The sequence below is a fragment of the Pseudomonas sp. SWRI81 genome, from assembly GCF_014268545.1.
GTDB lineage: Bacteria > Pseudomonadota > Gammaproteobacteria > Pseudomonadales > Pseudomonadaceae > Aquipseudomonas > Aquipseudomonas hamedanensis.
In genome coordinates, this window is record NZ_JABWQS010000015.1 from 90,476 (window position 1) to 112,832 (window position 22,357).

General features: G+C 61.2%; 23 protein-coding genes. 6 read left to right on the forward strand and 17 right to left on the reverse strand.

Annotated elements, in window-relative coordinates:
• Positions 1-28 precede the first annotated feature (28 nt).
• The 12 genes from HU765_RS12295 to HU765_RS12350 form a co-directional block, all read right to left on the reverse strand.
• Entirely contained in the window at positions 29-625 is a 597-nt protein-coding gene (locus tag HU765_RS12295) for a nucleotidyltransferase family protein (RefSeq protein WP_186620781.1), read from the reverse strand.
• Positions 622-1,602, reverse strand: coding sequence for an XdhC family protein (locus HU765_RS12300; RefSeq protein ID WP_186620784.1), 981 nt, complete (start codon positions 1,600-1,602; stop codon positions 622-624). Before HU765_RS12300 ends, HU765_RS12295 begins: the two co-directional genes overlap by 4 nt.
• On the reverse strand, positions 1,602-3,923 hold the full coding sequence (locus HU765_RS12305; protein ID WP_186620785.1) for a xanthine dehydrogenase family protein molybdopterin-binding subunit: 2,322 nt from the start codon (positions 3,921-3,923) through the stop codon (positions 1,602-1,604). Before HU765_RS12305 ends, HU765_RS12300 begins: the two co-directional genes overlap by 1 nt.
• Positions 3,920-4,390 carry a (2Fe-2S)-binding protein gene (locus tag HU765_RS12310; protein WP_186546958.1) on the reverse strand — a complete coding sequence of 157 codons (471 nt, stop codon included), beginning with the start codon at positions 4,388-4,390 and terminating at the stop codon, positions 3,920-3,922. Before HU765_RS12310 ends, HU765_RS12305 begins: the two co-directional genes overlap by 4 nt.
• A gap of 243 nt (positions 4,391-4,633) precedes the next feature.
• Complete coding sequence (gene murB, locus HU765_RS12315) at positions 4,634-5,653, reverse strand: UDP-N-acetylmuramate dehydrogenase (protein ID WP_186620789.1); 1,020 nt, start codon at positions 5,651-5,653, stop codon at positions 4,634-4,636.
• Positions 5,650-6,114 carry a low molecular weight protein-tyrosine-phosphatase gene (locus HU765_RS12320; RefSeq protein WP_186620791.1) on the reverse strand — a complete coding sequence of 155 codons (465 nt, stop codon included), beginning with the start codon at positions 6,112-6,114 and terminating at the stop codon, positions 5,650-5,652. Before HU765_RS12320 ends, murB begins: the two co-directional genes overlap by 4 nt.
• Positions 6,114-6,878, reverse strand: a complete 765-nt coding sequence (kdsB, locus tag HU765_RS12325) for a 3-deoxy-manno-octulosonate cytidylyltransferase (protein WP_186620793.1) — start codon at positions 6,876-6,878, stop codon at positions 6,114-6,116. The genes HU765_RS12320 and kdsB overlap by 1 nt, the downstream gene beginning before the upstream one ends.
• Positions 6,875-7,060: a Trm112 family protein gene (locus HU765_RS12330; RefSeq protein WP_003179363.1), complete on the reverse strand. Its 186-nt coding sequence runs from the start codon at positions 7,058-7,060 to the stop codon at positions 6,875-6,877. The genes kdsB and HU765_RS12330 overlap by 4 nt, the downstream gene beginning before the upstream one ends.
• Before the next feature lie 22 nt (positions 7,061-7,082).
• On the reverse strand, positions 7,083-8,093 hold the full coding sequence (gene lpxK, locus HU765_RS12335) for a tetraacyldisaccharide 4'-kinase (protein WP_186620795.1): 1,011 nt from the start codon (positions 8,091-8,093) through the stop codon (positions 7,083-7,085).
• Positions 8,093-8,521, reverse strand: coding sequence for a biopolymer transporter ExbD (locus HU765_RS12340; protein ID WP_186620797.1), 429 nt, complete (start codon positions 8,519-8,521; stop codon positions 8,093-8,095). Before HU765_RS12340 ends, lpxK begins: the two co-directional genes overlap by 1 nt.
• Positions 8,518-9,153, reverse strand: a complete 636-nt coding sequence (locus tag HU765_RS12345; protein ID WP_186546953.1) for a MotA/TolQ/ExbB proton channel family protein — start codon at positions 9,151-9,153, stop codon at positions 8,518-8,520. The genes HU765_RS12340 and HU765_RS12345 overlap by 4 nt, the downstream gene beginning before the upstream one ends.
• A 101-nt stretch (positions 9,154-9,254) precedes the next feature.
• Positions 9,255-11,489, reverse strand: coding sequence for a DNA internalization-related competence protein ComEC/Rec2 (locus tag HU765_RS12350; protein ID WP_186620799.1), 2,235 nt, complete (start codon positions 11,487-11,489; stop codon positions 9,255-9,257).
• A 135-nt stretch (positions 11,490-11,624) separates the two neighbouring features.
• Between HU765_RS12350 and HU765_RS12355 the strand changes: the two genes are divergently transcribed.
• Positions 11,625-12,143 carry a DUF2062 domain-containing protein gene (locus tag HU765_RS12355; RefSeq protein WP_186546951.1) on the forward strand — a complete coding sequence of 173 codons (519 nt, stop codon included), beginning with the start codon at positions 11,625-11,627 and terminating at the stop codon, positions 12,141-12,143.
• A 147-nt stretch (positions 12,144-12,290) separates the two neighbouring features.
• Here the strand turns inward: HU765_RS12355 and HU765_RS12360 are convergent, their stop codons facing one another.
• The 4 genes from HU765_RS12360 to HU765_RS12375 form a co-directional block, all read right to left on the reverse strand.
• Positions 12,291-13,070, reverse strand: a complete 780-nt coding sequence (locus tag HU765_RS12360) for an ABC transporter permease (protein ID WP_186620801.1) — start codon at positions 13,068-13,070, stop codon at positions 12,291-12,293.
• Positions 13,067-13,999, reverse strand: a complete 933-nt coding sequence (locus HU765_RS12365; protein ID WP_186546949.1) for an ABC transporter ATP-binding protein — start codon at positions 13,997-13,999, stop codon at positions 13,067-13,069. Before HU765_RS12365 ends, HU765_RS12360 begins: the two co-directional genes overlap by 4 nt.
• 132 nt (positions 14,000-14,131) lie before the next feature.
• Positions 14,132-14,755 (reverse strand): glutathione S-transferase, encoded by a 624-nt coding sequence (locus HU765_RS12370; RefSeq protein WP_186620803.1) that lies wholly within the window; start codon positions 14,753-14,755, stop codon positions 14,132-14,134.
• Between the two features lie 43 nt (positions 14,756-14,798).
• Positions 14,799-15,458 carry a transglutaminase family protein gene (locus HU765_RS12375; RefSeq protein WP_186620805.1) on the reverse strand — a complete coding sequence of 220 codons (660 nt, stop codon included), beginning with the start codon at positions 15,456-15,458 and terminating at the stop codon, positions 14,799-14,801.
• Between the two features lie 247 nt (positions 15,459-15,705).
• Between HU765_RS12375 and HU765_RS12380 the strand changes: the two genes are divergently transcribed.
• Together HU765_RS12380 and HU765_RS12385 are read left to right on the forward strand one after the other, a co-directional pair.
• Entirely contained in the window at positions 15,706-18,153 is a 2,448-nt protein-coding gene (locus tag HU765_RS12380) for an acyl-CoA dehydrogenase (protein ID WP_186620807.1), read from the forward strand.
• 88 nt (positions 18,154-18,241) lie between these two features.
• Complete coding sequence (locus tag HU765_RS12385; RefSeq protein ID WP_186620809.1) at positions 18,242-18,649, forward strand: PA2817 family protein; 408 nt, start codon at positions 18,242-18,244, stop codon at positions 18,647-18,649.
• Positions 18,650-19,071: 422 nt separating this feature from the next.
• Here the strand turns inward: HU765_RS12385 and HU765_RS12390 are convergent, their stop codons facing one another.
• The gene (locus HU765_RS12390) at positions 19,072-20,070 is read right to left on the reverse strand and encodes a LysR family transcriptional regulator (protein WP_186546944.1); all 999 of its coding nucleotides are present in this window, start codon (positions 20,068-20,070) and stop codon (positions 19,072-19,074) included.
• A gap of 90 nt (positions 20,071-20,160) precedes the next feature.
• Here HU765_RS12390 and HU765_RS12395 point away from each other — a divergent pair, with 90 nt between their 5' ends.
• From HU765_RS12395 to HU765_RS12405, 3 genes are all read left to right on the forward strand, one after another.
• The gene (locus HU765_RS12395) at positions 20,161-20,787 is read left to right on the forward strand and encodes an alanyl-tRNA editing protein (protein WP_186620811.1); all 627 of its coding nucleotides are present in this window, start codon (positions 20,161-20,163) and stop codon (positions 20,785-20,787) included.
• An 89-nt stretch (positions 20,788-20,876) separates the two neighbouring features.
• A complete protein-coding gene (locus HU765_RS12400) occupies positions 20,877-21,647 on the forward strand; it encodes a 2OG-Fe(II) oxygenase (protein ID WP_186546942.1) in 771 nt (256 codons plus the stop codon).
• Between the two features lies 1 nt (position 21,648).
• On the forward strand, positions 21,649-22,287 hold the full coding sequence (locus HU765_RS12405) for a LysE family translocator (RefSeq protein WP_186546941.1): 639 nt from the start codon (positions 21,649-21,651) through the stop codon (positions 22,285-22,287).
• The last annotated feature ends 70 nt before the right edge of the window (positions 22,288-22,357 follow it).

A 22,357-nucleotide genomic window follows, 5' to 3' on the forward strand; every position in this document is an offset into this window, starting at 1 on the left:
CTCACTCCTACAGGGAACTATGCAGGGCTCAGGATTGAGGAAATACCAGAGATTCAGGCACATCGATATCCCACAACACCCCGGGATCATCCACCGCCACTTCCATCACCCGCCCCTGCGCGAATAACGGCCGAGCCCCACGATCGCCGGTCAGCGCCTGCAACTGCGCGCCAAACCCACGCCCAAACCCCACGGGATGCCCAAACTCGTCGCCCAGCACCGGCACGCTCACCGCATCATCGGCCATCGCCGCGGCCACCTGCTCAATACTCGATGGCAGGATAAACGGCATATCGCCAAGGATAATCAACCAGCCATCCGCATCGGCGCACGCAGCAACACCGGCGGCAATGCTGTCGCCCATCCCGGTCGATTCGATCGACACGACGTCGCAGCCATAAGCCTGCGCCATGCGCATCGCCTGCGGCCGTGCCTCAGTCGTCACCAGCACACGCTTGTCGAGGCTGGCCGGCAAATTCACCAGCACCTGTTCAATCACCGAACGCACCGCGCCGTCGCGCCCCGTGCAGTCAGCCAGCAATTTGTCCTTATCAGGGCCGGCGACCTGGCGAAAGCGACTGCCCTCGCCCGCCGCCAGCACAATCACTGCGATGGATCGGCTCATACGCCCTCCAGCGGTTTCTTCTGTTTCAGCTCTACGCCGTTCTTGATCGCGACAATCTCCGCCAGCAAGGACAAGGCGATCTCCGCCGGCGAGTGGCTGCCAATGTGTAAACCGATCGGCCCGTGCAGGCGATCGATCGACGCTTGCGACAAGCCTAGCTCAGCGAGGTTTTCCCGGCGTTTGCGGCTGTTGATCCGCGAGCCGAGCGCACCGACGTAGAAGGCCGGCGAATCCAGCGCCGTGAGTAACGCCATGTCATCCAGACGCGGATCATGGGTCAACGCGACAATCGCCGTACGCTCGTCAGTCTGGATGTTCAGCACCGCCTCATCCGGCATGCCGGCCACGAATCGACCGTGCTGCTCTTCCCAGCCGTAAACGAACTCGGTGCGCGGATCGCAGATCAGCACTTCGAAATCCAGCAGCCGCGCCATGTCCGCAACGTAGCGCGACAACTGCCCGGCGCCGATCAACAACAAGCGCCAGCGCGGGCCGTAAATCGCCCGCAGGGTCTTGCCGTCGAACACCAGCGAATCGGCTTTATTCGCCGGCGCAAGAACCACCTTTCCGGTGTCGATGTTCAGCTCGCGAGCGACAATTTCATGGTTTTCGCAACGCTGCAGCAGTTCGGCCACCCACGCCGGATCGCCAACACGCTCCTCGGTCAAACGCAGGGTGCCCCCGCAAGGCAGGCCGAAACGCGCAGCCTCCTCGCGGGTCACACCGTAGGTGATCATCTGTACCGGCGGGCCGTCGGTGGCGATCCGGCCGTCGTGCAGCCGGGCGATCAAGTCATCCTCGACACACCCGCCCGACACCGAACCGATCACCACACCATCCTCGCGCAATGCCAGCATGGCGCCAGGTGCCCGGGGCGCGGTGCCCCAGGTCTGGACCACGCTGAACAGCACCACCCGTTGTCCGGCGCGACGCCATTCCAGCACGCTGCGCAGGACATTGAGGTCGACGCTGTCCATTACGCTTCTGCCTTTTGCCAGCCCTGCAACTGATAACGCACTGGCAGGTTGCGGATGCGCTTGCCGGTAGCGGCAAAAATCGCATTGCACAGCGCCGGCGCAATCGGTGGCACGCCCGGTTCGCCAACCCCGCCCAATGGCACTTCATCGGGCGGCGTGACCAGATGCACGGCCACTTCTTTCGGCGCCAGCGACATGCGCGCCACTTCGTACATGTGGAAGTTGTCCTGCTGGACCTTGCCGTCCTTGAAGCTGATTTCGCCCAGCACAGCATTGCCTAGGCCCATGACGCAGGCGCCTTCGAACTGCGAACGAATCCGCTCGGGGTTGATTTGCGGCCCGCAATCGACGGCGATATCTGCCTTATGCACGATCAGCGTGCCGTCGTCCTTGACCTCGACTTCGATCACCGCTGCCACGTAGGTGACGAAGCTGTAATGCACCGCCAGACCGAGACCACGGCCCTTGGGCAGTTTGCGCCCCCATCCGGCGGCTTTGGCCGCAGTTTCCAGTACGGTGCGCATGCGCCCGGTATCGATCGGATAGCGCTCAGGGGATTCGCCGTAGTTCCACTCCTCGCTCAGCGTGCGCGGATCAATCTGCCGGTCCGGACCCAGCAGCTTGATCTGGTACTTGAGCGGATCTTGCCCGGCCTTGTGCGCCAACTCATCGACAAAACTCTGGATCGCAAAACCATGGGGAATGTTCGACACCGAGCGATACCAGCCAACCCGCGTGTGTACCCTGGCTTCGGGGTTCTCCAGACGCACGTTGGGAATTGCGTAGGCCATGTTGGTGAAGCCCATGCCCAGTTCGAACGCCGCCTCATGGTTCATGTCCGGCGCGAACAACGCGGTGATGCTCGGGGCCACGGTGCGATGCAACCAGCCGGACGGCATGCCGTTCTTGTCGACGCTGGCCTTCAGGTACTCGGCCGACACGGTGTGGAAATACGAATTGTGGATGTCGTCTTCACGCGTCCACTGCACCCGTACGGCCTTGCCCGGAAACTCCTTGGCGAGGATTGCGGCTTCAACCACGAAGTCCGGTTTCGACTTGCGGCCGAAACCACCGCCCAGCAGCGTCACATTGAAGGTGACCTTGTCGAACGGCACGCCCAGACGCTCGGCGATGCGCTCACGGGTGACTTGCGGTGCCTGACTCGGTGCCCAGGCTTCGCAAACGCCGTCATGGAAACGGGCAACGGCAACCATCGGCTCCATTGGCGCCTGCGCCAGATGCGGTAAGTAATAAGACGCCTCGAGCGTGCTGGCGGCGCCGCTCAAGGCCTTGTCGATGTCACCGGTGTTGCGCACCACTTTGCCGGGTTTCAGCGAAGCCGCTTCAAGCTCCTTGCGATAGGCAATCGAGTCATAGCTGGCATTCGGGCCATCGTCCCACTCGATCTTCAGCGCCTCGCGGCCTTTGATCGCCGCCCAGGTATTGCTCGCCACTACGGCTACGCCGCCCAGTGGCTGGAACTCCGACGGCAACGGACGGCTTTCGATTCGAATCACTTTTAGCACGCCGGGCACTTTCAGCGCGGCGCTGTCATCCAGGCTTTTGACCTTGCCGCCATAGACCGCCGGGCGGGCGATGGTGGCGTAGAGCATGCCATCGAAATGCACGTCGGCGCCGTACACCGCACGGCCATTGACGATATCGGCACCGTCGATGGCCTTGGTGCCTTCCTTGCCGATGTAGCGAAATTCCGACGGTTGCTTCAGGCGCAGGCTGTCACGCGCCGGCACCGCCAACGCACTCGCGGCAGCGGCGAGTTCGCCATAGCCCAGCTCGCGACCGGTCGGTTTATGGATGACTTTGTGTAGCTGCGCGTGGCATTCGCCGACCGGCACCTTCCACTGCGCGGCGGCCGCTTGCTCAAGCATGGTCCGCGCGGCCGCACCGCAACGACGCATCGGCTCATACCAATGGCGCATGCTGCGCGAACCGTCGGTGTCCTGGTTGCCGAAACGCACTTCATCGCCCGGCGCCTGTTGCACCTTGACCTGAGCCCAATCGGCCTCCAGCTCATCGGCGACGACCATGGTCAGGCTGGTGCGCACGCCCTGGCCCATTTCCGAACGGTTGCACACCACGGTGACGCTGCCGTCGGCGGCGATGCTCACATAAACCTTGGGGTCGTCGATCCAGCCATTGGGCATGCCGTCGGCGCCAAATTTCTTCGGCGCGTCTTCGGCCAATGCATCCTGCCAGCCCCAGCTCGCGGCCAGTACCAGCGCTCCGGTGGCGCCGACGCCTTTGAGAAAGCCACGACGGCTGAGGTTGCTCAGGGCGAAATCATTCGGAAGGCGGCTCATGCCTTGGCCTCCTTCAGGTGGGTGGAAGCCTGGCGGATGGCCGTCTTGATCCGGTTGTACGTACCGCAGCGGCAAATATTGCCGACCATGGCTTCTTCGATCTGCTCGTCGCTGGGGTTCGGGTTGGTTTTCAACAAAGCGGTGGCGGACATGATTTGCCCGCCCTGGCAATAACCGCATTGTGCAACGGCGCTGTCGAGCCATGCCTGCTGGACGACTTTGCCGATCGGGTCGGCGTGCAGGTTGTCGATGGTGGTGACGTTCTGGCCGACTACCGAGCCGATCGGCGTGATGCAACTGCGCGCCGGTGAACCGTCGATATGGATGGTACAGGCGCCACACAGGCCCATGCCGCAGCCGAATTTGGTGCCGTTGTAACCGGCGACGTCACGAATCGCCCATAGCAGCGGCATGTCTTCAGTGACATCGAGAGAATGGTCTTGACCGTTGAGTTTCAGGGTAATCATGGGCACGCCCGCATAGTTATTGGAGGTTATGGGGTCGAGCAATCTGCCGCCGGAAAATCAGCGGTGGGTTCGCGCAGATCGACTCAGGCTAATCAGGCTCTCTTGTGCCGACGATGACGTCTGCACCGGGCCTTTGGTGGAGCAAATGGGTGGTATCGTTAGCTCGCTAAGTTAACCCAGCATTAACAAAAAAGCCCTGCACTATCAGTGCAGGGCTTTTGATGGCGTTGGCAAAGCGTAGCCTTAATACCGATTGGGCTCCATCTCCAGCTCGACATTGAAACGCTCGGCAATGTCTTTCTGGATCCGTTGCGCCAGGTCGAGCAGTTGCAGCCCGGTCGCCGCGCCATAGTTGACCAGCACCAGCGCCTGCAATTTATGCACGCCCGCGTCGGCCTCGCGAAAGCCTTTCCAGCCGGCGCGCTCGATCAGCCATCCGGCAGCGAGTTTCATCTGCCCGTCCGGTTGCGCATAAGCCACCACATCCGGGTGCTGCTGCTTGATCTGTGCGACCACGGCGGCAGGCACCAGCGGATTCTTGAAGAAGCTGCCGGCATTGCCGAGCACCGCCGGGTCCGGCAGTTTTTCGCTGCGGATGCTGCAAATGGCACGGCTGACGTCGGTGGGCGTCGGCTGCTCGATGCCCTGCTCGCTCAGGCGCTGACGCACCGGGCCGTATTCCAGATGCAGGTGGGCGGCGCGATCAAGGTTAAAGCGCACCCGCAGGATCAGCCAACGCCCCGGCTGCTGTTTGAACAGGCTGTCGCGGTAAGCGAAGTTGCACTCTTGCAAGCTGAAATCGCGCAGCTCGCCGGACTGGCGATCCAGCGCGGTGAGACCGGCGAACACATCCTTGATCTCGACGCCGTAGGCGCCGATGTTCTGCATCGGCGCGGCACCGACGGTGCCGGGGATCAGGCTGAGGTTTTCCAGACCAGAAAAACCCTCGGCCAGAGTGTGTTGCACAAATGCATGCCACGGCTCGCCGGCTTCCGCTTCGATCACCACGCGGTTGCCGCCATCACTGAGCACGCGAATGCCCCGCGTGGCCATGCGCAAGACCAACGCCTGGATATCCGCGGTCAGCAGCAAGTTGCTGCCGCCACCGATGACCAGCAACGGCAGCTCATGAGATTTGGCATAGTCCAGCGCTTCACGCACATCGGCATCGCTGTGGGCTTCGGCAAAAAATTGCGCGCGAACATCCACACCAAAGCTATTGAACGGCTTCAGGGAAACCTGTGATTGCACCTGCACACTCATAACCGGCCCTTCACTTCGATCAGCAGTTGGTCGCAAGCCGCTTCGATCAGGTCCAGCACTTGCTCGAAACCCTGGTCGCCGTCGTAATACGGGTCCGGCACCTCATCGACCAGACCGGCGTAGCGACGCAGGAACAGATCCAGTTCGGCTTTGCCGGTAGACGGTTGCAAGGCCTTGAGGTTGCGCAGGTTGCTGTGGTCCATCGCCAGAATCAGGTCGTAGCTGGCGAAGTCGGCACGACTGACCTGTTGCGCGCGTTGCAGCGACAGGTCATATCCGCGCAGTTTCGCGGTGGCCTGGCTGCGTTTGTCCGGCGGATTGCCGACATGCCAGTCGCCGGTTCCGGCAGAGGCTACTTCAACCTGATCCGCCAGCCCCGCTTCGCGCAATTTGTGGCGCAACACGCCTTCGGCCGTGGGCGACCGGCAGATGTTGCCCAGGCACACAAACAGAACGCGCATCACGCCTCCAGCAGGCGGCGAACGCGCTCAAGGTCTTCGATCGTGTCGACACCGGTTGGCGGCGCGATCAGCGCATCGGCGACATGAATGCGCACGCCGTGCCACAGGGCACGCAGCTGTTCGAGCGATTCGGTGTTTTCCAGCCAGCAAGTGCCCCAGTTAACGAAATCCTGCAGGAAACCGGCGCGGTAGGCGTAGATGCCGATGTGGCGGCGATAGGGGACGCCTTCCGGCAGTTGCTCTCGGCTTTTGGCGAACGCATCGCGCGCCCACGGCAGCGTGGCACGGCTGAATGTCAGCGCCAGGCCATTGAGGTCGCTGACGACCTTGACCACGTTCGGGTTGAACAGTGTCTCGACGTCTTCGATCGGCTCGGCCAGCGTCGCCATCCGCGCTTCGGTGTGGGCGGCCAGGTTGGCCGCGACCTGATCGATCACGCTCGGCGGAATCAGCGGCTCGTCGCCCTGCACGTTAACCACGATTGCGTCCGGCTCAAGGCCCAGCTTCGCCGCCACTTCGGCCAGACGATCGGTGCCGGAATTGTGATCTTCACGGGTCAGCACCACTTCAGCGCCGAATCCCTTGCAGGCCTCGACGATGCGCGCATCGTCAGTCGCGACCACGACCCGGCTGGCGCTGCTTTTGCTCGCCTGTTCCCAGACGTGCTGGATCATTGGCTTGCCGCCGATATCCAGCAGCGGTTTGCCCGGCAGACGGGTCGAGGCGTAACGTGATGGAATGACAACGGTGAAGGCAGTGGTCATTTATCCAGACGCTCGTCGGTGGTCAGGGTGCGGGCTTCGCTTTCCAGCATCACCGGGATGCCGTCACGGATCGGGTACGCCAGACCGGCGCCCTTGCTGATCAGTTCGGTCTTGTCGGCGCTGAGCTTGAGCGGGCCTTTGCACACGGGGCAGGCGAGGATGTCGAGCAATTTGGTGTCCATGAACATTCCCAGGAAAAAAGAGTTAAGGCAAAAGACGATCCGGCAACAGGCGTATCAGCTGTGTGTCGAACCAGGCCACGAAGGCCGGCGACGGCACGGCATCGACCGCCAGATACCACCAGTCGTCCGCAGCGAAGGCACGGCACTTGACCGCATCCTTTTCGGTCATCACCAACGGCAATGACGGGGTGAAATTCAAGGCTTGCACGCTGTATTCGGCGTGGTCGGCAAACGCATGGGGCACTGCGCGCCAGTCTAGCGCTTCGAGGGTATTGAAGAAACGTTGCGGATTGCCGATGCCGGCGACCGCGTGCACGGCCTGGCCTGCCGGGAAATGATCGAGGGGCTTGCGCTCGCCGCTGCGCAGATTGACCAGCGCAGTGGGTTGCAGGCGAAAGGCGAAACCATCGTCGCGATCATCCAGGGCACCGTTGAACAGCACGCCGTCGACACTTTGCAGGCGCTCGATCGGCTCACGCAACGGCCCGGCCGGCAGACAGCGTTTGTTGCCGAGGCCACGGGCGGCATCGATCAGCACCAATTCCAGATCCCGCGCGAGGCGGTAATGCTGCATGCCGTCGTCGGAGAGGATCAGGTCGAGCGGCTCACTGGCGAGCAGGGCTTTGACGGCGGCGCTGCGATCAGGATCGATCATCAGCGGCACGCCGGTGCGCTGGACGATCAGCAGCGGCTCGTCACCGGCAACCTCGGCGCTGTGCCCGGCCTCGACCCGCCACGGCAGTTGCGGTGGCTTGGCACCATAACCGCGACTGACCACCCCGACGCGCAGTCCACGCCGGCGGCAATGCTCGATCAGCCAGAGAATCATCGGCGTCTTGCCGGTGCCGCCGACAGTGATATTGCCGACCACGATCAGCGGCACCGGCGACTGATAGATTTCACCTTCGCCGTCGAGAAAGCGCTGGCGCTTGTTGACCACCACGCGGCGGTAAAGCATTTCCAGCGGCCGCAGCAGCATCAGGGCCGGGTGCCCCTGGTACCACGCGGCGAGCAAACGATCGGACAGGCTCATCAGGATTTCGGCGCCGCCTCGACCGTCGTCATGCGCAAATGGCTGAAACCCAGCTTGCCGGCCGCGTCCATGGCGGTGATCACCGATTGATGCTGGGCCTTGCCATCGGCACTGATCGACAACGGCATGTTGGTGTCGCCGTTGGATTCTTTCTGCATGGCTTCCATCAGCGTTGCCAGATCGTTCTTCGGCAGAATCTTGTTGTTCACCGAGAACACGCCTTCGGCGCTGATCGCGACATCCAGTTGCTTGAGTTGCTGGTCTTCGGCCGGCGAGCCGCTGACGGCTTCCGGCAGGTCCACGCGCAGCTGGGTTTCACGGGTGAAGGTGGTGGTCACTACGAAAAACAGCAGCAGGATGAACACCACGTCGATCAGCGACGCGAGGTTTATGTCCACGGTTTCCCGGGGCTTGCGACGGAATTTCACGCTTTGCCCTCAGAGAGGTCGACGTCACGGTCGCCCTGCACCACTTCGACCAGTTTGATTGCTTCCTGCTCCATGCCGACCACCAGCTCATCGATACGACGTTGCAGGAAGCGGTGGAAGAATACCGCCGGAATGCCGACCATCAGGCCCGCTGCGGTGGTAATCAGCGCCTTGGAGATACCGCCCGCCAATACCGAAGCGTTGGTGGTCATGCCGGAACCGGTGAACGCACTGAAAATGTCGATCATGCCCAGCACAGTGCCGAGCAAACCGAGCAGCGGCGCCATGGCCGCGATGGTGCCGAGGGCGTTGATGTAGCGTTCAAGTTCATGAATGACCCGCGCGGCGGCCTCTTCGATGCACTCTTTCATGATTTCGCGACCATGCTTGGAGTTGGCCAGGCCGGCCGCGAGGATTTCCCCCAGCGGCGAGTTGGCGCGCAGTTCCTTGAGTTTTTCCTTGTTGAGCTGCTTGTCCTTGATCCAGACCCAGACCTGGCCCAGCAAATGCTCGGGGGTGACGCGACTGGCGCGCAGGGTCCACAGACGCTCGGCGACGATCGCCATGGCCGCGATGGAACTCAGAATGATCGGCAACATCATCCAGCCGCCGGATTTGACCAATTCCCACACAGTGACAGTCCCCTCGAAAAAGTGCGCCACTTTACCATACCGATTGGCGTTTAAGACCCGCTGCCCCGACGACCGTGAGGTGGCATCCATGCTGGCACCGATCAACGGCCGGGCGCAGGCGGATCACGCCAGAAACGCCGCTGTTGACGCATCGTCCACGGTGGTTTGAAGCGACCCAGTTGCAAATGAATGGCACCCTGCTCGGCGCTGTCGTAGATGCGCAGGCCTTGCTTGCGGTAGCGCGCAAGCACGGTCGGATGCGGGTGACCGAAGGCATTGCCGTGGCCTCGGGAGATCAGTACCGATTGCGCTTGCAGCGCGTTGAGCAGGGCCATCGATGATGAACTGCGGCTGCCGTGATGCGGCGATTGCAGCCATTGCGTCGGCACCGCCAGAGGGCTGCCGAGCAGGAGGCGTTCGGCGTGCGTGTCGATGTCGCCCGTGAGCAACAGGCGTTCGCCGTTGGCCTCGATTTGCAACACACAGGAACGCTGATTGCTGTCATCCGCGTCCGACCATTGCCAGAGCTGGAACTGCACGCCATCCCACTGCCACTGCTCGCCACTTTCACAGGCTGCGGCGTTCAGTTCCGCCGGCAGGTTTAGCGGATCGCCGCTGACGATCCGCGCCACCGGCAAGCCGCGCCTCACCGCCCGGGCACCGCCGGCGTGATCGGCATCGGCGTGACTGAGCAGCATCAAATCGAGCTTTTGCACGTTGAGTTTGCGTAGCGCAGGCAGCACCACGCGTTCGCCCAGATCAAAATCACCGACACGCGGGCCGGCGTCATACAGAACCGCGTGGTGGCGGGTGCGAACCAGGATGGCAAGACCTTGGCCGACGTCGAGTTGCCAGATATCGGCCTGCCCTTCTTCTATTGGTTCTCGGGGCGGTAGCACCAATAGCAACATCAGCGGCCAGCCCAATGGGCGCAGCGGTACGCCACGGGGCAAAAGCAATAAGACCGCGCCGAGACCGCCCACCGCCAGTGCCCAGAATGGAATGGCTGCGGGTATCCACGCCGGCCATTGTCCGGCGATCAGCGCAAGCCCGATAAACAGCCAGTCGATCAGGCCGCCCGCCAGCCACAGCAGCCCTTCGCCAACATAGGGCACGGGCAATAACAACGTTCCGAGCAATGCCGGCGGCAGCACCACAAGGCTGACCCAAGGCACCGCCAGCAGGTTCGCCAACGGCCCGCTCACGCTGATCGGCAGGCTCAAAGCCAGCAACACCGGGAACAACCCGATCGCGATCAACCACTGCGCGCGCGTCCAGGTCTGCCACCAGCGCCACGCGCCCAGCCGCCCGCCGAAGGTGAGAATCAGCACCGCCACCGCAGCAAAGGATAGCCAGAAACCAGGCCGCAAGCTCGCCAGCGGATCAAGCAACAGCACGCCGTTGAATGCCAGTAACAACGGCCACCATGTACCGAGATGGCGAAAGCGCAGGCGCCATAACAGCACCAGCGCCACCATCACACAGGCGCGCTGCACCGGCACATCGAACCCGGCGAGCAAGCCGTAACCGAGCGCTGCGGCGAATGCCAGACCGCAGGCCCACGGCAGCCAGGGCCAGCGCAGCGGCCACAGCCCATAGCGCGCCAGCCCGGCGACCAGCAGATACACCACGGCCGCGAGCAAACCAATGTGCTGGCCGGAGATCACCAGCAAATGCACGGTGCCGGTGTCCTGCAGAATTTGCCAGTCCTCGCGGCTGAGACCGGAACCATCGCCCAGCACCAGCGCGGCCAGCGCGCCCTCGCGTCCCTGTGCATCCACTGCCAGCAAGCGCTGACGAAGACTGTCGCGCCAGGCATTGCGGGCTGGCGTGAGGCGTTGGCCGTCCTTGATCGTACCCGTCGCGCCGATGCGCTGCGCCAACAGCCAGGCCTCGTAATCGAACGCGTCTGGGTTGAGCAGGCCACCGGGGCGCTTCAACTTCACTGCCAGGCGCCAGCGCTCACCGCTTTTCACCGGCGGCCCGGCGTACCAGGCCAGGCGCATCAGCGACGGCAGCGTTGCATGGCGTGAGCGCGCATCGGCCAGCTCGAAACGCACCACGCCGTCACTGCTCTGCGGCAAGCCGACCACCCGCCCTTCGACCCAGCGGGTTTCGCCGTCCAGGCGCGGCGGCAAGCGATCGTTCAGCGCCCACAGCGCGCCGACGCAGGCCCAGGTGAAGCCAAACAGAAAACACGCCAATGGATAGCTGCGAAAGGGCAGCAGCATCAACGCCACCACTGGCAGCACCACCAACAAACCGACCGGCGGCAACGCCGGCATGAAAACCGGGGCCAGCAGACCGACTGCCAGCGCCATCATCCCTGTGCGCATATGCCCGTCCTTAAGAGTCCCCACCTAGGCATAGCCGGTGCCGGGCACGTCCGCCGTCAACAATTGTCACAAAGTCTGAATGGGTGGTTCGTAGAATCCAGACATACTTGCCGCCTTAACCGACCGAGAAGCCTTATGCCCCGGCGCTTATTCAAACGATACATGCCCGACCCGACGAGCATCAGGGAACACAAATCCTTACGCTTTCTCGGCACGTTGCTGCATGACCCTAACCTCTGGCACCTCAATCGCCATTCGGTCGCCCGGGCGATGGCGGTTGGCCTGTTCGCGGCCTTCCTGCCGATCCCGGCGCAGATGCTGGTGGCGGCTGCGCTGGCGGTGATGGTGCGCGGCAATATGCCGATCGCGGTGAGTCTGGTCTGGCTGACCAATCCGATCACCATGCCGGCGGTGTTCTTCTGCACCTATCAGGCCGGCGCGTTCTTGATGGACGTGCCCGCACGGCACCTGCCGGATGAGCTGACCTGGGAATGGATCAGCGGTGAACTGTCAACGTTGTGGCAGCCGTTTCTGCTGGGTTCGGTGGTGGTCGGCCTGGTGCTGGGCGCCCTCGCCTATTGCCTGGTGATGCTGTACTGGCGCTGGTGGGTGGCGCGGCAATGGCGGCGGCGCAAGAAAAGTCGGCAGAAATGAATCAATGCAAAACGGCCTCCGCAATGGGAGGCCGTTTTGTTTTGTGGTGTCTGCATGGGCCCCTTCGCGAGCAGGCTCGCTCCCACGGGGAAAATCATTCCAATGTGGGAGCGAGCCTGCTCGCGATGGCCACGACCGGATGTGAAATCAGGTGCGCATTCCGCGCCCGCTCACCAGCAATCGCGCACAGCCGAGATACAGCACCACCGTCGCCACCAGCATGAAGGTGATGGCAATGCCGATGCGGATATCCGACACACCAAGGATGCCGTAGCGGAACGCATTGACCATGTGCAGCACCGGGTTGGCCAGCGACACGGTCTGCCAGAACGGCGGCAGCAAGGTGATCGAGTAGAACACGCCGCCCAGGTAGGTCAGCGGGGTCAGCACGAAGGTCGGGATGATCGAGATATCGTCGAAGTTACGCGCAAATACCGCGTTGATAAAACCGAGCAGCGAAAAGATCGTCGCCGTCAGCACCACCACCAGAATGGTCACGCCGAGGTGATGCACCTGCAAATCGGTGAAAAACAGCGACAGCATCGTCACGATCAGACCCACCGCCAAACCGCGCAATACGCCGCCAATGGTGAAGCCGATCAAAATCGTGTGCGGTGACACCGGCGAAACCATCAGTTCTTCGATCGAGCGCTGGAACTTGCTGCCGAAAAAGCTGGAAACCACGTTGCCGTAGGAGTTGGTGATCACCGACATCATGATCAGCCCCGGCACGATGTACTCCATGTAGGTGAAGCCACCCATATCGCCGATCTGCCGGCCGATCAGGTTACCGAAGATTACAAAGTACAGAACCATGGTAATGGCCGGCGGCAGTAGCGTCTGCGGCCAGATCCGCATGAAGCGTTTGACCTCGCGGTAAACGATGGTTTGCAGGGCGACAAGGTTGGGACCGAACTCGGAACTCATACCGCCACCTTCGACAGATTTTTCTCCACCAGGGACACGAACAACTCCTCAAGGCGATTGGTTTTGTTACGCAGGCTCAGCACTTCGATGTTCTGCAGCGCCAGTTGGCCAAACAGCGCGGTGATGCCCATCGACTTGTCGACCTGGACTTCCAGCGTATGCGCATCGACCAGCCGCGACGGGTAGCCGACCAGCTGCGGCGCGGCGGACAGATCGCCCTTGAGATCAAGCAGGAAAGTCTCGACATGCAACTGACTGAGCAACTGGCGCATGCTGGTGTTCTCGACAATCGTGCCGTGGTCGATGATGCCGATGTTGCGGCACAGCTGTTCGGCCTCTTCCAGGTAATGCGTGGTCAGGATGATGGTGATGCCTTTCTGGTTCAGCTCGGTGAGGAACGTCCACATCGAACGGCGCAACTCGATGTCGACGCCGGCGGTCGGCTCATCGAGGATCAACAGACGTGGCTCATGCACCAGCGCACGGGCGATCATCAGGCGCCGCTTCATGCCGCCGGACAGCGAACGCGACGGCACATCGCGCTTGTCCCACAGGCCGAGCTGGGTCAGGTACTGCTCGGCGCGTTCCTTGGCGATCTTCGCCGGAATGCCGTAGTAACCGGCCTGGGTCACGACGATGTCGAAGGTCTTTTCGAACTGGTTGAAGTTGAATTCCTGAGGCACGACGCCGATCGAGCGCTTGAGCGCCGCCGGGTTCTTGTCCAGGTCATGGCCGAAGATATTCACCGTGCCGCTGGTCTTGTTGACCAGGGTCGAGAGGATGCCGATGGTGGTGGATTTGCCGGCGCCGTTGGGGCCGAGCAAGGCGAAAAAATCACCCTCGGCGACGTCCAGATCGATACCACTCAAGGCCTGGAACCCGTTGCCGTAGGTTTTGGTTAGCTGCCGGATGGACAGAGCGGAACTCATATCTGATTTATGCACCAAGAAGGAAGGAAAGGAATAAATAAGGGCGGGCGGCGAGGGAAACAACCGCGACACGAAGCGCAATGGTGCTTGCCGTCGCCGCACAAGTACAGTCAAGTGTGTCGATAGTAATTATCAAGTCAACGCGGTCATGACCGCCTTCTGGTACGCCGGACGCTGCTTCAGGCGCTGGTACCAGGCGTGCAGATGGGGCTGCGCGGCGCGTTCGATGGGCATTTCGAACCAGGCATAAATGAAGCTGCCCAACGGGATGTCGCCCATGCCAATCTCGTTTCCGGACAGATAAGGCTGGCTGATCAAGGCATGATCGGCCATGTTCAGCAATTCATCGCATTCCTTGATCGCGGCGTTGATCGCGTTCCAGTCCTGCTTCTCGGCAGGCGTGCGCAGCACACCCCAAAAGACAGTGCGAAACGGCCCGGCGAAGCTGGAAGTGGTCCAGTCCATCCACTTGTCCGCCGTGGCGCGGGCTTGCGGGTCTGCCGGATACCAGGCGCTGTCCGGCGCATGTTTGGCCAGCAGGTAGCGGACGATGGCGTTGGATTCCCACAGCACGAAACCGTCATCCTCGATCACCGGCACCCGGCCATTCGGATTCATCGCCCGGTACTCGGGCGTGTCGACCACACCAAACGCGCCGCCGGCATCGATGGCCTCGTACGCCAAGCCCAGCTCTTCGGCAGCCCATAAGGGCTTTCTGACGTTCGACGAATTTTTCCGTCCCCAGATCTTCAGCATGACCGCCTCTTTGCAAGTGAGTGGACGGCCAGCATACGCCGGATCAGGTGCGACTCAAATCCGTCTGCATATCGCCCAGCAGGACCGGCAACTGCGCACTGAACAGATGCGGGTAGCACTTTTCCAGGTGCTCGAAGAAGAAAGTTTCCGGTACATCGGTGAACTGGCCGTGATCGATCAGATACTCCATCAACTGCGCGCCGTCACGGTTGAACGGGTGAAAAACGCTGTCGTTGATGCCATCGAAATCCAATGCTTCAACGTTAAACAACTCGCACAGTTGCTGATTGAACGCCGGAGTGGCCTTGACCCAGCGGCCATCGAGAAATAGCTCGGTATAGCCATGCATGGCAAACACATCGCTTTTCAGCAACTCGAGCAGACGCGGCGTCGACAGGTGGTTGCGCACATCGGCCAGACCGATGCGCGCCGCAATTCCACAGTGCCGCGCGCAACCGGCGAGCAGTGTGGCTTTCGGCACGCAGTAACTCTCCCCCGCTGCCAGCGCGTAGCTGCCACGCAAGGTTTGCGGATCCCGGCTGAAGGTGTAGGGGTTATAACGCACCGCCTCGCGCACGGCGTAGTAAAGACTGATCGCCTGCTTACGCGGATCATGGCTGGCGCCGCGATGCCGCTCGGCGAACTCCACCACTGCCGGGTGGTCACTATCGATGAAGCGGCCGGGGCTCAGATACTCGTGCATGGCGGCAATCTCCTGGATGAGTCACGAGTCTAGCGACAGCCTGAGCACAGAGATAACGACGTTTCGGCCAAACCTGAAAGCAAAGCTGCGCAGCTACGAACGATTTCCCACACGTGTTGCCCACCGAACCTACGAAAACCATCCGGGGTTTCCCACGATTTCAATCACCATGCTCTGACCACCCGCTTTTACAGATGCCGTCTAAGCTCTGGAGGGTCGATTTGCCTTGGTTCACGGAGGACTGAATATGCTGTTGTTGTGGATACTGGTTTTGATCGTCGGCGTGGCGTATCTCGCCCATCGACGCATCGCCCCGCTGCCCGCGTTGGGCATCGTTGCCGTCTATTTACTGGCAATGGGGATTTTCAGTCACGCGCCGGGCTGGCTGCTGTTCATCTTCTGGGTCCTGCTGGCGGTGGTTGCCGCGCCGCTGTTGCTGCCTGACCTGCGCCGCAAACACTTCACTGCGCCGCTGTTCAACTGGTTTCAGAAAACCCTGCCGCCGATGTCGCAGACCGAACGCGACGCGATCGATGCCGGCACGGTGTGGTGGGATGGCGAGTTGTTCAGCGGCCGTCCGGACTGGGACAAACTGCTGTCCTACCCCAAGGTTCAGTTGAGCGAAGAAGAACAGGCTTTCATCGACGGGCCGACCGAAGAACTCTGCGCGATGGTCACAGACTGGCAGATCGGCCAGTCGATGGACCTGCCGCCCGAAGCGTGGACACACATCAAGGAACATGGCTTTTTCGCCCTGATCATTCCCAAGGAATACGGCGGCAAGGGTTTCTCCGCCTACGCCCACTCACAAGTGGCGATGAAACTGGCGACTCGCAGCGGTGACCTTGCCTCCACCGTGATGGTGCCCAACTCCCTTGGCCCGGCCGAACTGCTGTTGCATTACGGCACCGACGAACAACGCCATCACTATCTGCCGCGTCTGGCCCGTGGCGACGACATCCCCTGCTTCGCCCTCACCGGCCCGCTTGCCGGCTCCGATGCCGGCGCGATGCCCGACACCGGGATCATTTGCAAAGGCGAATGGGAGGGTGAGCAAGTTATTGGTCTGCGCCTGAACTGGGAAAAACGCTACATCACCCTTGGCCCGGTGGCGACCCTGCTCGGCCTCGCGTTCAAAGCTTACGACCCGGACCACCTGCTGGGCGATAAGGAAGACCTGGGCATCAGCCTCGCGCTGATTCCGACCGACACCGCCGGCGTGGAAATCGGCCGTCGCCATCTGCCGCTGGGCGCCGCGTTCATGAACGGCCCCAACGCCGGCAAGGACGTGTTCATTCCGCTGGACTACCTCATCGGTGGCCAGGAAATGCTCGGCAAGGGCTGGATGATGCTGATGAACTGCCTGTCGGTCGGGCGTTCGATCTCGCTGCCAGCGGTGGGCACCGGCGCGGCCAAGTTCACCAGTCTGGTCACCGGCCAGTACGCGCAGATTCGTGAGCAGTTCAATGTGCCGCTGTCCGCTTTCGAAGGCATTCAGGAAGCCATGGCGCGCATCGGTGGCAACGCGTGGATGATGGATGCCGCGCGGATGCTCACCGCCAACGCCGTGGATCTGGGCGAAAAACCCTCGGTGCTGTCGGCGATCCTCAAGTATCACCTCACCGAGCGCGGCCGCGAGTGCATCAGTCACGCCATGGACGTGCACGGCGGCAAGGCGATCATCATGGGGCCGAACAACTACCTTGGTCGCAGCTGGAACGGCGCGCCGATCTTCATCACCGTGGAAGGGGCCAACATCCTCTCGCGCAACCTGATGATCTTCGGTCAGGGCGCGATCCGCTGCCATCCTTTCGTGCTCAAGGAAATGGCTCTCGCCGGGCGCGAAGACAAGGATCAGGCGCTCAAGGAATTCGATGGCCTGCTGCTCAAGCACATCGGTTTCGCCGTCAGCAATGCCGCCAGCACGCTGGTGCTGAACCTCGGCCTTGGCCACTTCGAACATGCGCCGGGCGACAAAATCAGCCAGGGCTACTTCCGTGCGCTCAACCGTCAGGCCGCCGCATTCGCCATGCTCGCCGATTTCAGCATGATGCTGCTGGGCGGCGAACTGAAACGCCGCGAACGTCTGTCGGCACGCCTGGGTGATGTGTTGAGCAACCTGTACCTCGCCTCCGCCGCACTCAAGCGCTATCACGACCTGGATTCGCCGGCGTACATGGAGCCGCTGTTCCGCTGGGCCATGGAAGAAAGCCTCGGCCAGTCGGAACGGGCACTGGACGAACTGCTGGGCAATTTCCCCAACAAAGTGTTCGGCTGCCTGTTGCGCGTCATCGTGTTCCCGTTCGGCCGTCGCCACAAAGGCCCGTCCGACAAACTTGGCGCCGAAGTCGCGGCAGTCATCGGTCGCGCCAAGGGCGATCCGGCGCTGGAAGAACTGCTTGCCGGCTGCTATCGCCCGCAAGCACCGGACGATGCGGTGGGTGCCTTGCAACACGCCAGCGATCTGCTGAATGCTGCACAACCGCTGCACAAAAAACTCCACATCGCCCTGAAAAACGGTCAGGTCAAACCGACTGCGGGCGAACACGCCATCGACGCGGCACTGGAAGCCGGCGTGCTGCAACCGCTGGAAGCGCAGAGCCTGCGTGATGCCGAAGCGGCACGCCGCAAAGTGATCGACGTCGATGATTTCGACAAAGAGGAGCTGGCGCTGGCCGAAGGAAAAATCCGCTGAGACGTGCTGACGTTTAGCGGTTATTTATGAAAAACGGGCGCGGGGGCTTTATACTCCCGCGCCCGTTTTGCTCTTGAGGACTTATCTCGTGTCCAACGTCGTTGCCGATCATCTTGTTTTGCTCGACCACCTGCGCAGTATCCTGGTCGCCGTAGGTGAGGCCGAACAGGTACCCGAAGAAAGCCATGCCCTGTTCCTCGAGCGCTTCGACGAACTGCTGGCCTCCCTGCCGATCGACCCTATCGAAAGCCAATACCTGGGCCAGGACATCCTCACCCAAGTCATCAGCCGCTACCCACAAATCGCCCACCTGATCCCGCGCGATCTGCTGTGGTACTTCGCAGGCGACTGCCTGCATTACCTGTCCGACGAAGAAATCGATCTGTACCAGGCCCTCGAAGAACGCCGCTACGAAGCCGAACAGAACGACGAACCCTTCGACTGGAACCAGGAAAAACAACTGATGGCCATGTCCGCACAGGACAGCAAACACTGATTTTCAACACACAATCAAAGGCCCGCATGGAGATCCCATGCGGGCTTTTTTTTCAAGATCAAAAGCCCCTCCGCCCGCTCTTAACCACTCAACACAATGAGCGCAAGCTCGAGTAGCTTTTGATCTTGCCGTGCCGGCCCCATCGGCAGGCTGAGTGTAGGGATTGATCCGGGCGTGGGAGCGCAGCGACCGTTCGACGCAGTCGAACACAGCGGAAGGAGGTGCAGCGAAGCAAACCGGAAACGCTGCGCCCGGATCGATCCCGAAACGAAGGAACCCCGAGCCCCAGCGAGCGGGCCGAACGCCGGGGCCCAGCGTTTTGGTTACTTTTGGGCGTCTGCAAAAGTGACCCGCTGTAAGAGCGGAACCATAAGAAGCCGTCACCGCAGAAACGGATATTCACCCAAAACCAAGAAAAACACTCAAAGCAATCCCTCACTCTCAGGCAACTCATACGCCACAGCCGCGTTGCTCCCGCTAACCGATTTCCCAGGCTTGCCCAACGTCGGCTCCTTCTCCAGACACTCCACCAGATAATCAATAAACACCCGCAACTTCGGTGGCAAATAACGCGTCGGCGAATGCAGCAACCACAACCCGCCGTGGTAAGAGGCAAGGAACGTCCAGTCCGGCAACACCTGCACAATCAGCTTCTGCTCCAACGCATAACGCGCCGTGAAATACGGCAAACTGCCAATCCCGATATGCTGCAACACCGCCCCCAACCGCACGCCCGTATGATTGGCGGCATATCGCCCACGCACACCTACCGTCACCGCTTTGCTGCCCTTCTTGAATTTCCAGCGCGCATCGCTCGGCGTTTCGCCCAGATAAATGCAACTGTGGTTGAGCAAATCGTGAGGATGCGTCGGCGTACCGTGTTCGGCCAGATATTGCGGCGTAGCGCAAAGCAAATGGTCGATGGTCAGCAACTGCCGCCCCACCAGACCGGCTGGGGGGCGATCGGTTATGCGAATCGCCAGGTCGACATGATCGTCAATCAAATCGACCTCGCGATCTTCCAGCAATAATTCCACATCCACTTTGGGGTAACGCCGCAGAAACTCCGGCATGTGCGGATGCACCACAAACCGCCCCACCGCTTTCGGCACACTGACGCGCACCAGGCCCTCCGCTTCGTGGGTGAACTGGCCACTGATTTCCATCACCGAACGGGCCGCGCTGACCATCTCCCGGCAGCGCTTGAACACCTCTTCCCCGCCGTCACTCAAGCGCAGTTTGCGCGTGGTGCGCTGCAGCAAGCGGGTGGCCAGCGCTTTTTCCAGACGCGAAATACTGCGGCTCACCGCCGAGGGCGACGAGCCCATCTGCCGAGCCGCTTCCGAAAAGCTGCCGGTCTCGACCACCTTGACGAAAATCGCCATTTCACCCAGCAGTGGCAGCGGTAGATTGATGCTCACAACGCACAAGTCCTTTGATGTTTGAACGGATTATCACGTTATTGCACGATTCATATAATAAAAATAGAAACTTCAATCAGGGCATGGAATATGACGCTTCGCCTTTTTTTCCATAGCGATGACCTCAAGGCGAATGTCGAAGTCCTCGACTGCACACCCTACGAGAACGAATTCGCCGTGGTGCTGCGCGCCACCTTGTTTCATCCCCAGGGTGGCGGCCAGCCTTACGATACGGGCTGGATCGGTGATGCCGAAGTGCTGCGGGTGGTTCAGGATCCCGAGCGAATCATTCATTACGTCGATCGGTCGGTAAGCCTTGGCATGACGCAGATCCGCGTCGACCAGGAGCGCCGTCGTTATAACGCCCGCATGCATTCAGCGGGGCATTTGATCGGTCACTTCATTCAGGCCATGGGCTGGACGCCGGTCAAGGCGCACCACTGGCCAGACGAAGGCCGCGTCCAGTTCAAACCGGGCGATGCCGCGCAAGAAGTACAGGCGCAAGCCGTCCAGCACGGCATCGAGCAGTGGATCGAACACGATCTGCCGCGCCTGACCTCGCTGCGCGAAGGCGCGCGGGAAATCGGTTTTGGAGAACTGCCGGCCTACGGCTGTGGCGGCACTCATGTACGCAGCCTGAAGGAATTGGGCACAGTCACGATCGCGTCCCTTTCGCAGAAGAAGGGCACGTTGTCCGTCCACTACAGCGTGGATTGAGCTTTTCGGGCGCTGCCGCCGCGCAGCGTCCGACGCCGGGGGAGCCGCATTCGAAGGTTCCGTTGACTATCGATAGATGGACCTAAACCATGATGCTAGACGTCGAGCGTCTCGATGAGACGTGCATAAAAAAACTGGCCAACGAAGAAGTCCTCGCCATCCGCCTCAAAAGCTTTTTACCCGAGCCGCTGGCGATCGAGCTCGGCGACAAGATTCTCGCGCCGGGTTTTGAAGGCTACATCAACGCGCCGAGTATCGGCCGTATCGGCATGGCATTTTATGAGGCGGAAAACCAACCGTTACTGATCGAGGATTACTTCGAACGCGCCACCCGCAATATCGCCGAATTGCGCAATCGCTGCGCGCCCTACTCTTCCCCGGTCGACACCCTGCGCTGCATGCTCGATGAATCATGGCCGGCCGGTGCCCACCTGGAAAACCTCTACGGCCGCAAGATGTATGTCGGCCTGTCCCGCGTAGTCAAACCCGGCGTGTGCTTTCTGGCCCACCACGACATCTTCGCCAAAGACGCACCGGACAGCTTCCAGGCGCGCAGCCTCGAAGCGCAGTTCGCCTGCAACGTTTACCTGAACATGCCCACCGAGGGCGGCGCCTTGCAGATGTGGGAAGACGACATCACCCCGGACCAGTTCGATGAAATGCGTGGCGACAGCTACGGCATCGAGCCGTCGCTGCTGGGGCCGCCCGCCCTCGAAGTGCGACCGCAGCCCGGCGATTTCATCATGTTCAATTCGCGCCGTATGCACTCGGTCACCCCAGGCGTGGCGGACCCGCGCTTGAGCCTGTCCTTCTTTGTCGGCTATCGCGGCAATGCTTCCCCTCTGACTTTCTGGAGCTGACATGTTTTCCAACTACCTGGGCGAGTTTCTGGCGCTGGCAACTATTCACTTTCTTGCTGTGGTCGCACCCGGCCCGGACTTCGCCGTGACCATTCGCCAGAGCGTTCGCTTCGGCCGACTGGTGGGAATTTGCACCGCGTTGGGTATCGGCGCGGGGATTTCCGTGCACGTGTTGTATACCTTGCTCGGTGTCGGTGCCCTGATGCACACCACGCCTTGGCTGCTGACGGTGGCCAAAGTGGTCGGCGGCGCATACATCCTTTATCTGGGCATCAGCCTGATCCGCAGCAAACCGAAGAGCAGCATCGAAGGCGAAAAAAACACTGACGAGCCGCTGGTCGAACAGTCGTTGTTCAAAGCATTCAGCACCGGTTTTCTGACCAACGCGACCAACCCCAAGGCCACGCTGTTTTTCCTCGCAATCTTCACCACGATCATCAGCGCCAGCACACCGCTGCAGATCCAGGCGTTCTATGGTTTGTGGATGTGTTTCGTCAACGCGCTGTGGTTCGTGATCGTCGCGCTGTTTTTTTCCAGCAATCAAGTGCGTTTGCTGTTTATGCGCCTCGGACATTGGTTCGAGCGCAGCATGGGCGTCATTCTGATCCTGTTTGCCGGACGCCTGATGCTATCGATGTAACTCACACAAAAAAGTCCCGGCCATCACCCCGCCGGGACTTTTTCATTTGTGCGCCTCTTTTGCATTTCTG

Bases quoted from the DNA above. Each gene is read 5' to 3' on its own strand.
- HU765_RS12295 (WP_186620781.1), bottom strand. From the start codon at position 625: ATGAGCCGATCCATCGCAGTGATTGTGCTGGCGGCGGGCGAGGGCAGT.
- HU765_RS12300 (WP_186620784.1), bottom strand. From the start codon at position 1,602: ATGGACAGCGTCGACCTCAATGTCCTGCGCAGCGTGCTGGAATGGCGT.
- HU765_RS12305 (WP_186620785.1), bottom strand. From the start codon at position 3,923: ATGAGCCGCCTTCCGAATGATTTCGCCCTGAGCAACCTCAGCCGTCGT.
- HU765_RS12310 (WP_186546958.1), bottom strand. From the start codon at position 4,390: ATGATTACCCTGAAACTCAACGGTCAAGACCATTCTCTCGATGTCACT.
- murB (WP_186620789.1), bottom strand. From the start codon at position 5,653: ATGAGTGTGCAGGTGCAATCACAGGTTTCCCTGAAGCCGTTCAATAGC.
- HU765_RS12320 (WP_186620791.1), bottom strand. From the start codon at position 6,114: ATGCGCGTTCTGTTTGTGTGCCTGGGCAACATCTGCCGGTCGCCCACG.
- kdsB (WP_186620793.1), bottom strand. From the start codon at position 6,878: ATGACCACTGCCTTCACCGTTGTCATTCCATCACGTTACGCCTCGACC.
- HU765_RS12330 (WP_003179363.1), bottom strand. From the start codon at position 7,060: ATGGACACCAAATTGCTCGACATCCTCGCCTGCCCCGTGTGCAAAGGC.
- lpxK (WP_186620795.1), bottom strand. From the start codon at position 8,093: ATGAGCCTGTCCGATCGTTTGCTCGCCGCGTGGTACCAGGGGCACCCG.
- HU765_RS12350 (WP_186620799.1), bottom strand. From the start codon at position 11,489: ATGCGCACAGGGATGATGGCGCTGGCAGTCGGTCTGCTGGCCCCGGTT.
- HU765_RS12355 (WP_186546951.1), top strand. From the start codon at position 11,625: ATGCCCCGGCGCTTATTCAAACGATACATGCCCGACCCGACGAGCATC.
- HU765_RS12360 (WP_186620801.1), bottom strand. From the start codon at position 13,070: ATGAGTTCCGAGTTCGGTCCCAACCTTGTCGCCCTGCAAACCATCGTT.
- HU765_RS12365 (WP_186546949.1), bottom strand. From the start codon at position 13,999: ATGAGTTCCGCTCTGTCCATCCGGCAGCTAACCAAAACCTACGGCAAC.
- HU765_RS12370 (WP_186620803.1), bottom strand. From the start codon at position 14,755: ATGCTGAAGATCTGGGGACGGAAAAATTCGTCGAACGTCAGAAAGCCC.
- HU765_RS12375 (WP_186620805.1), bottom strand. From the start codon at position 15,458: ATGCACGAGTATCTGAGCCCCGGCCGCTTCATCGATAGTGACCACCCG.
- HU765_RS12380 (WP_186620807.1), top strand. From the start codon at position 15,706: ATGCTGTTGTTGTGGATACTGGTTTTGATCGTCGGCGTGGCGTATCTC.
- HU765_RS12395 (WP_186620811.1), top strand. From the start codon at position 20,161: ATGACGCTTCGCCTTTTTTTCCATAGCGATGACCTCAAGGCGAATGTC.
- HU765_RS12400 (WP_186546942.1), top strand. From the start codon at position 20,877: ATGATGCTAGACGTCGAGCGTCTCGATGAGACGTGCATAAAAAAACTG.
- HU765_RS12405 (WP_186546941.1), top strand. From the start codon at position 21,649: ATGTTTTCCAACTACCTGGGCGAGTTTCTGGCGCTGGCAACTATTCAC.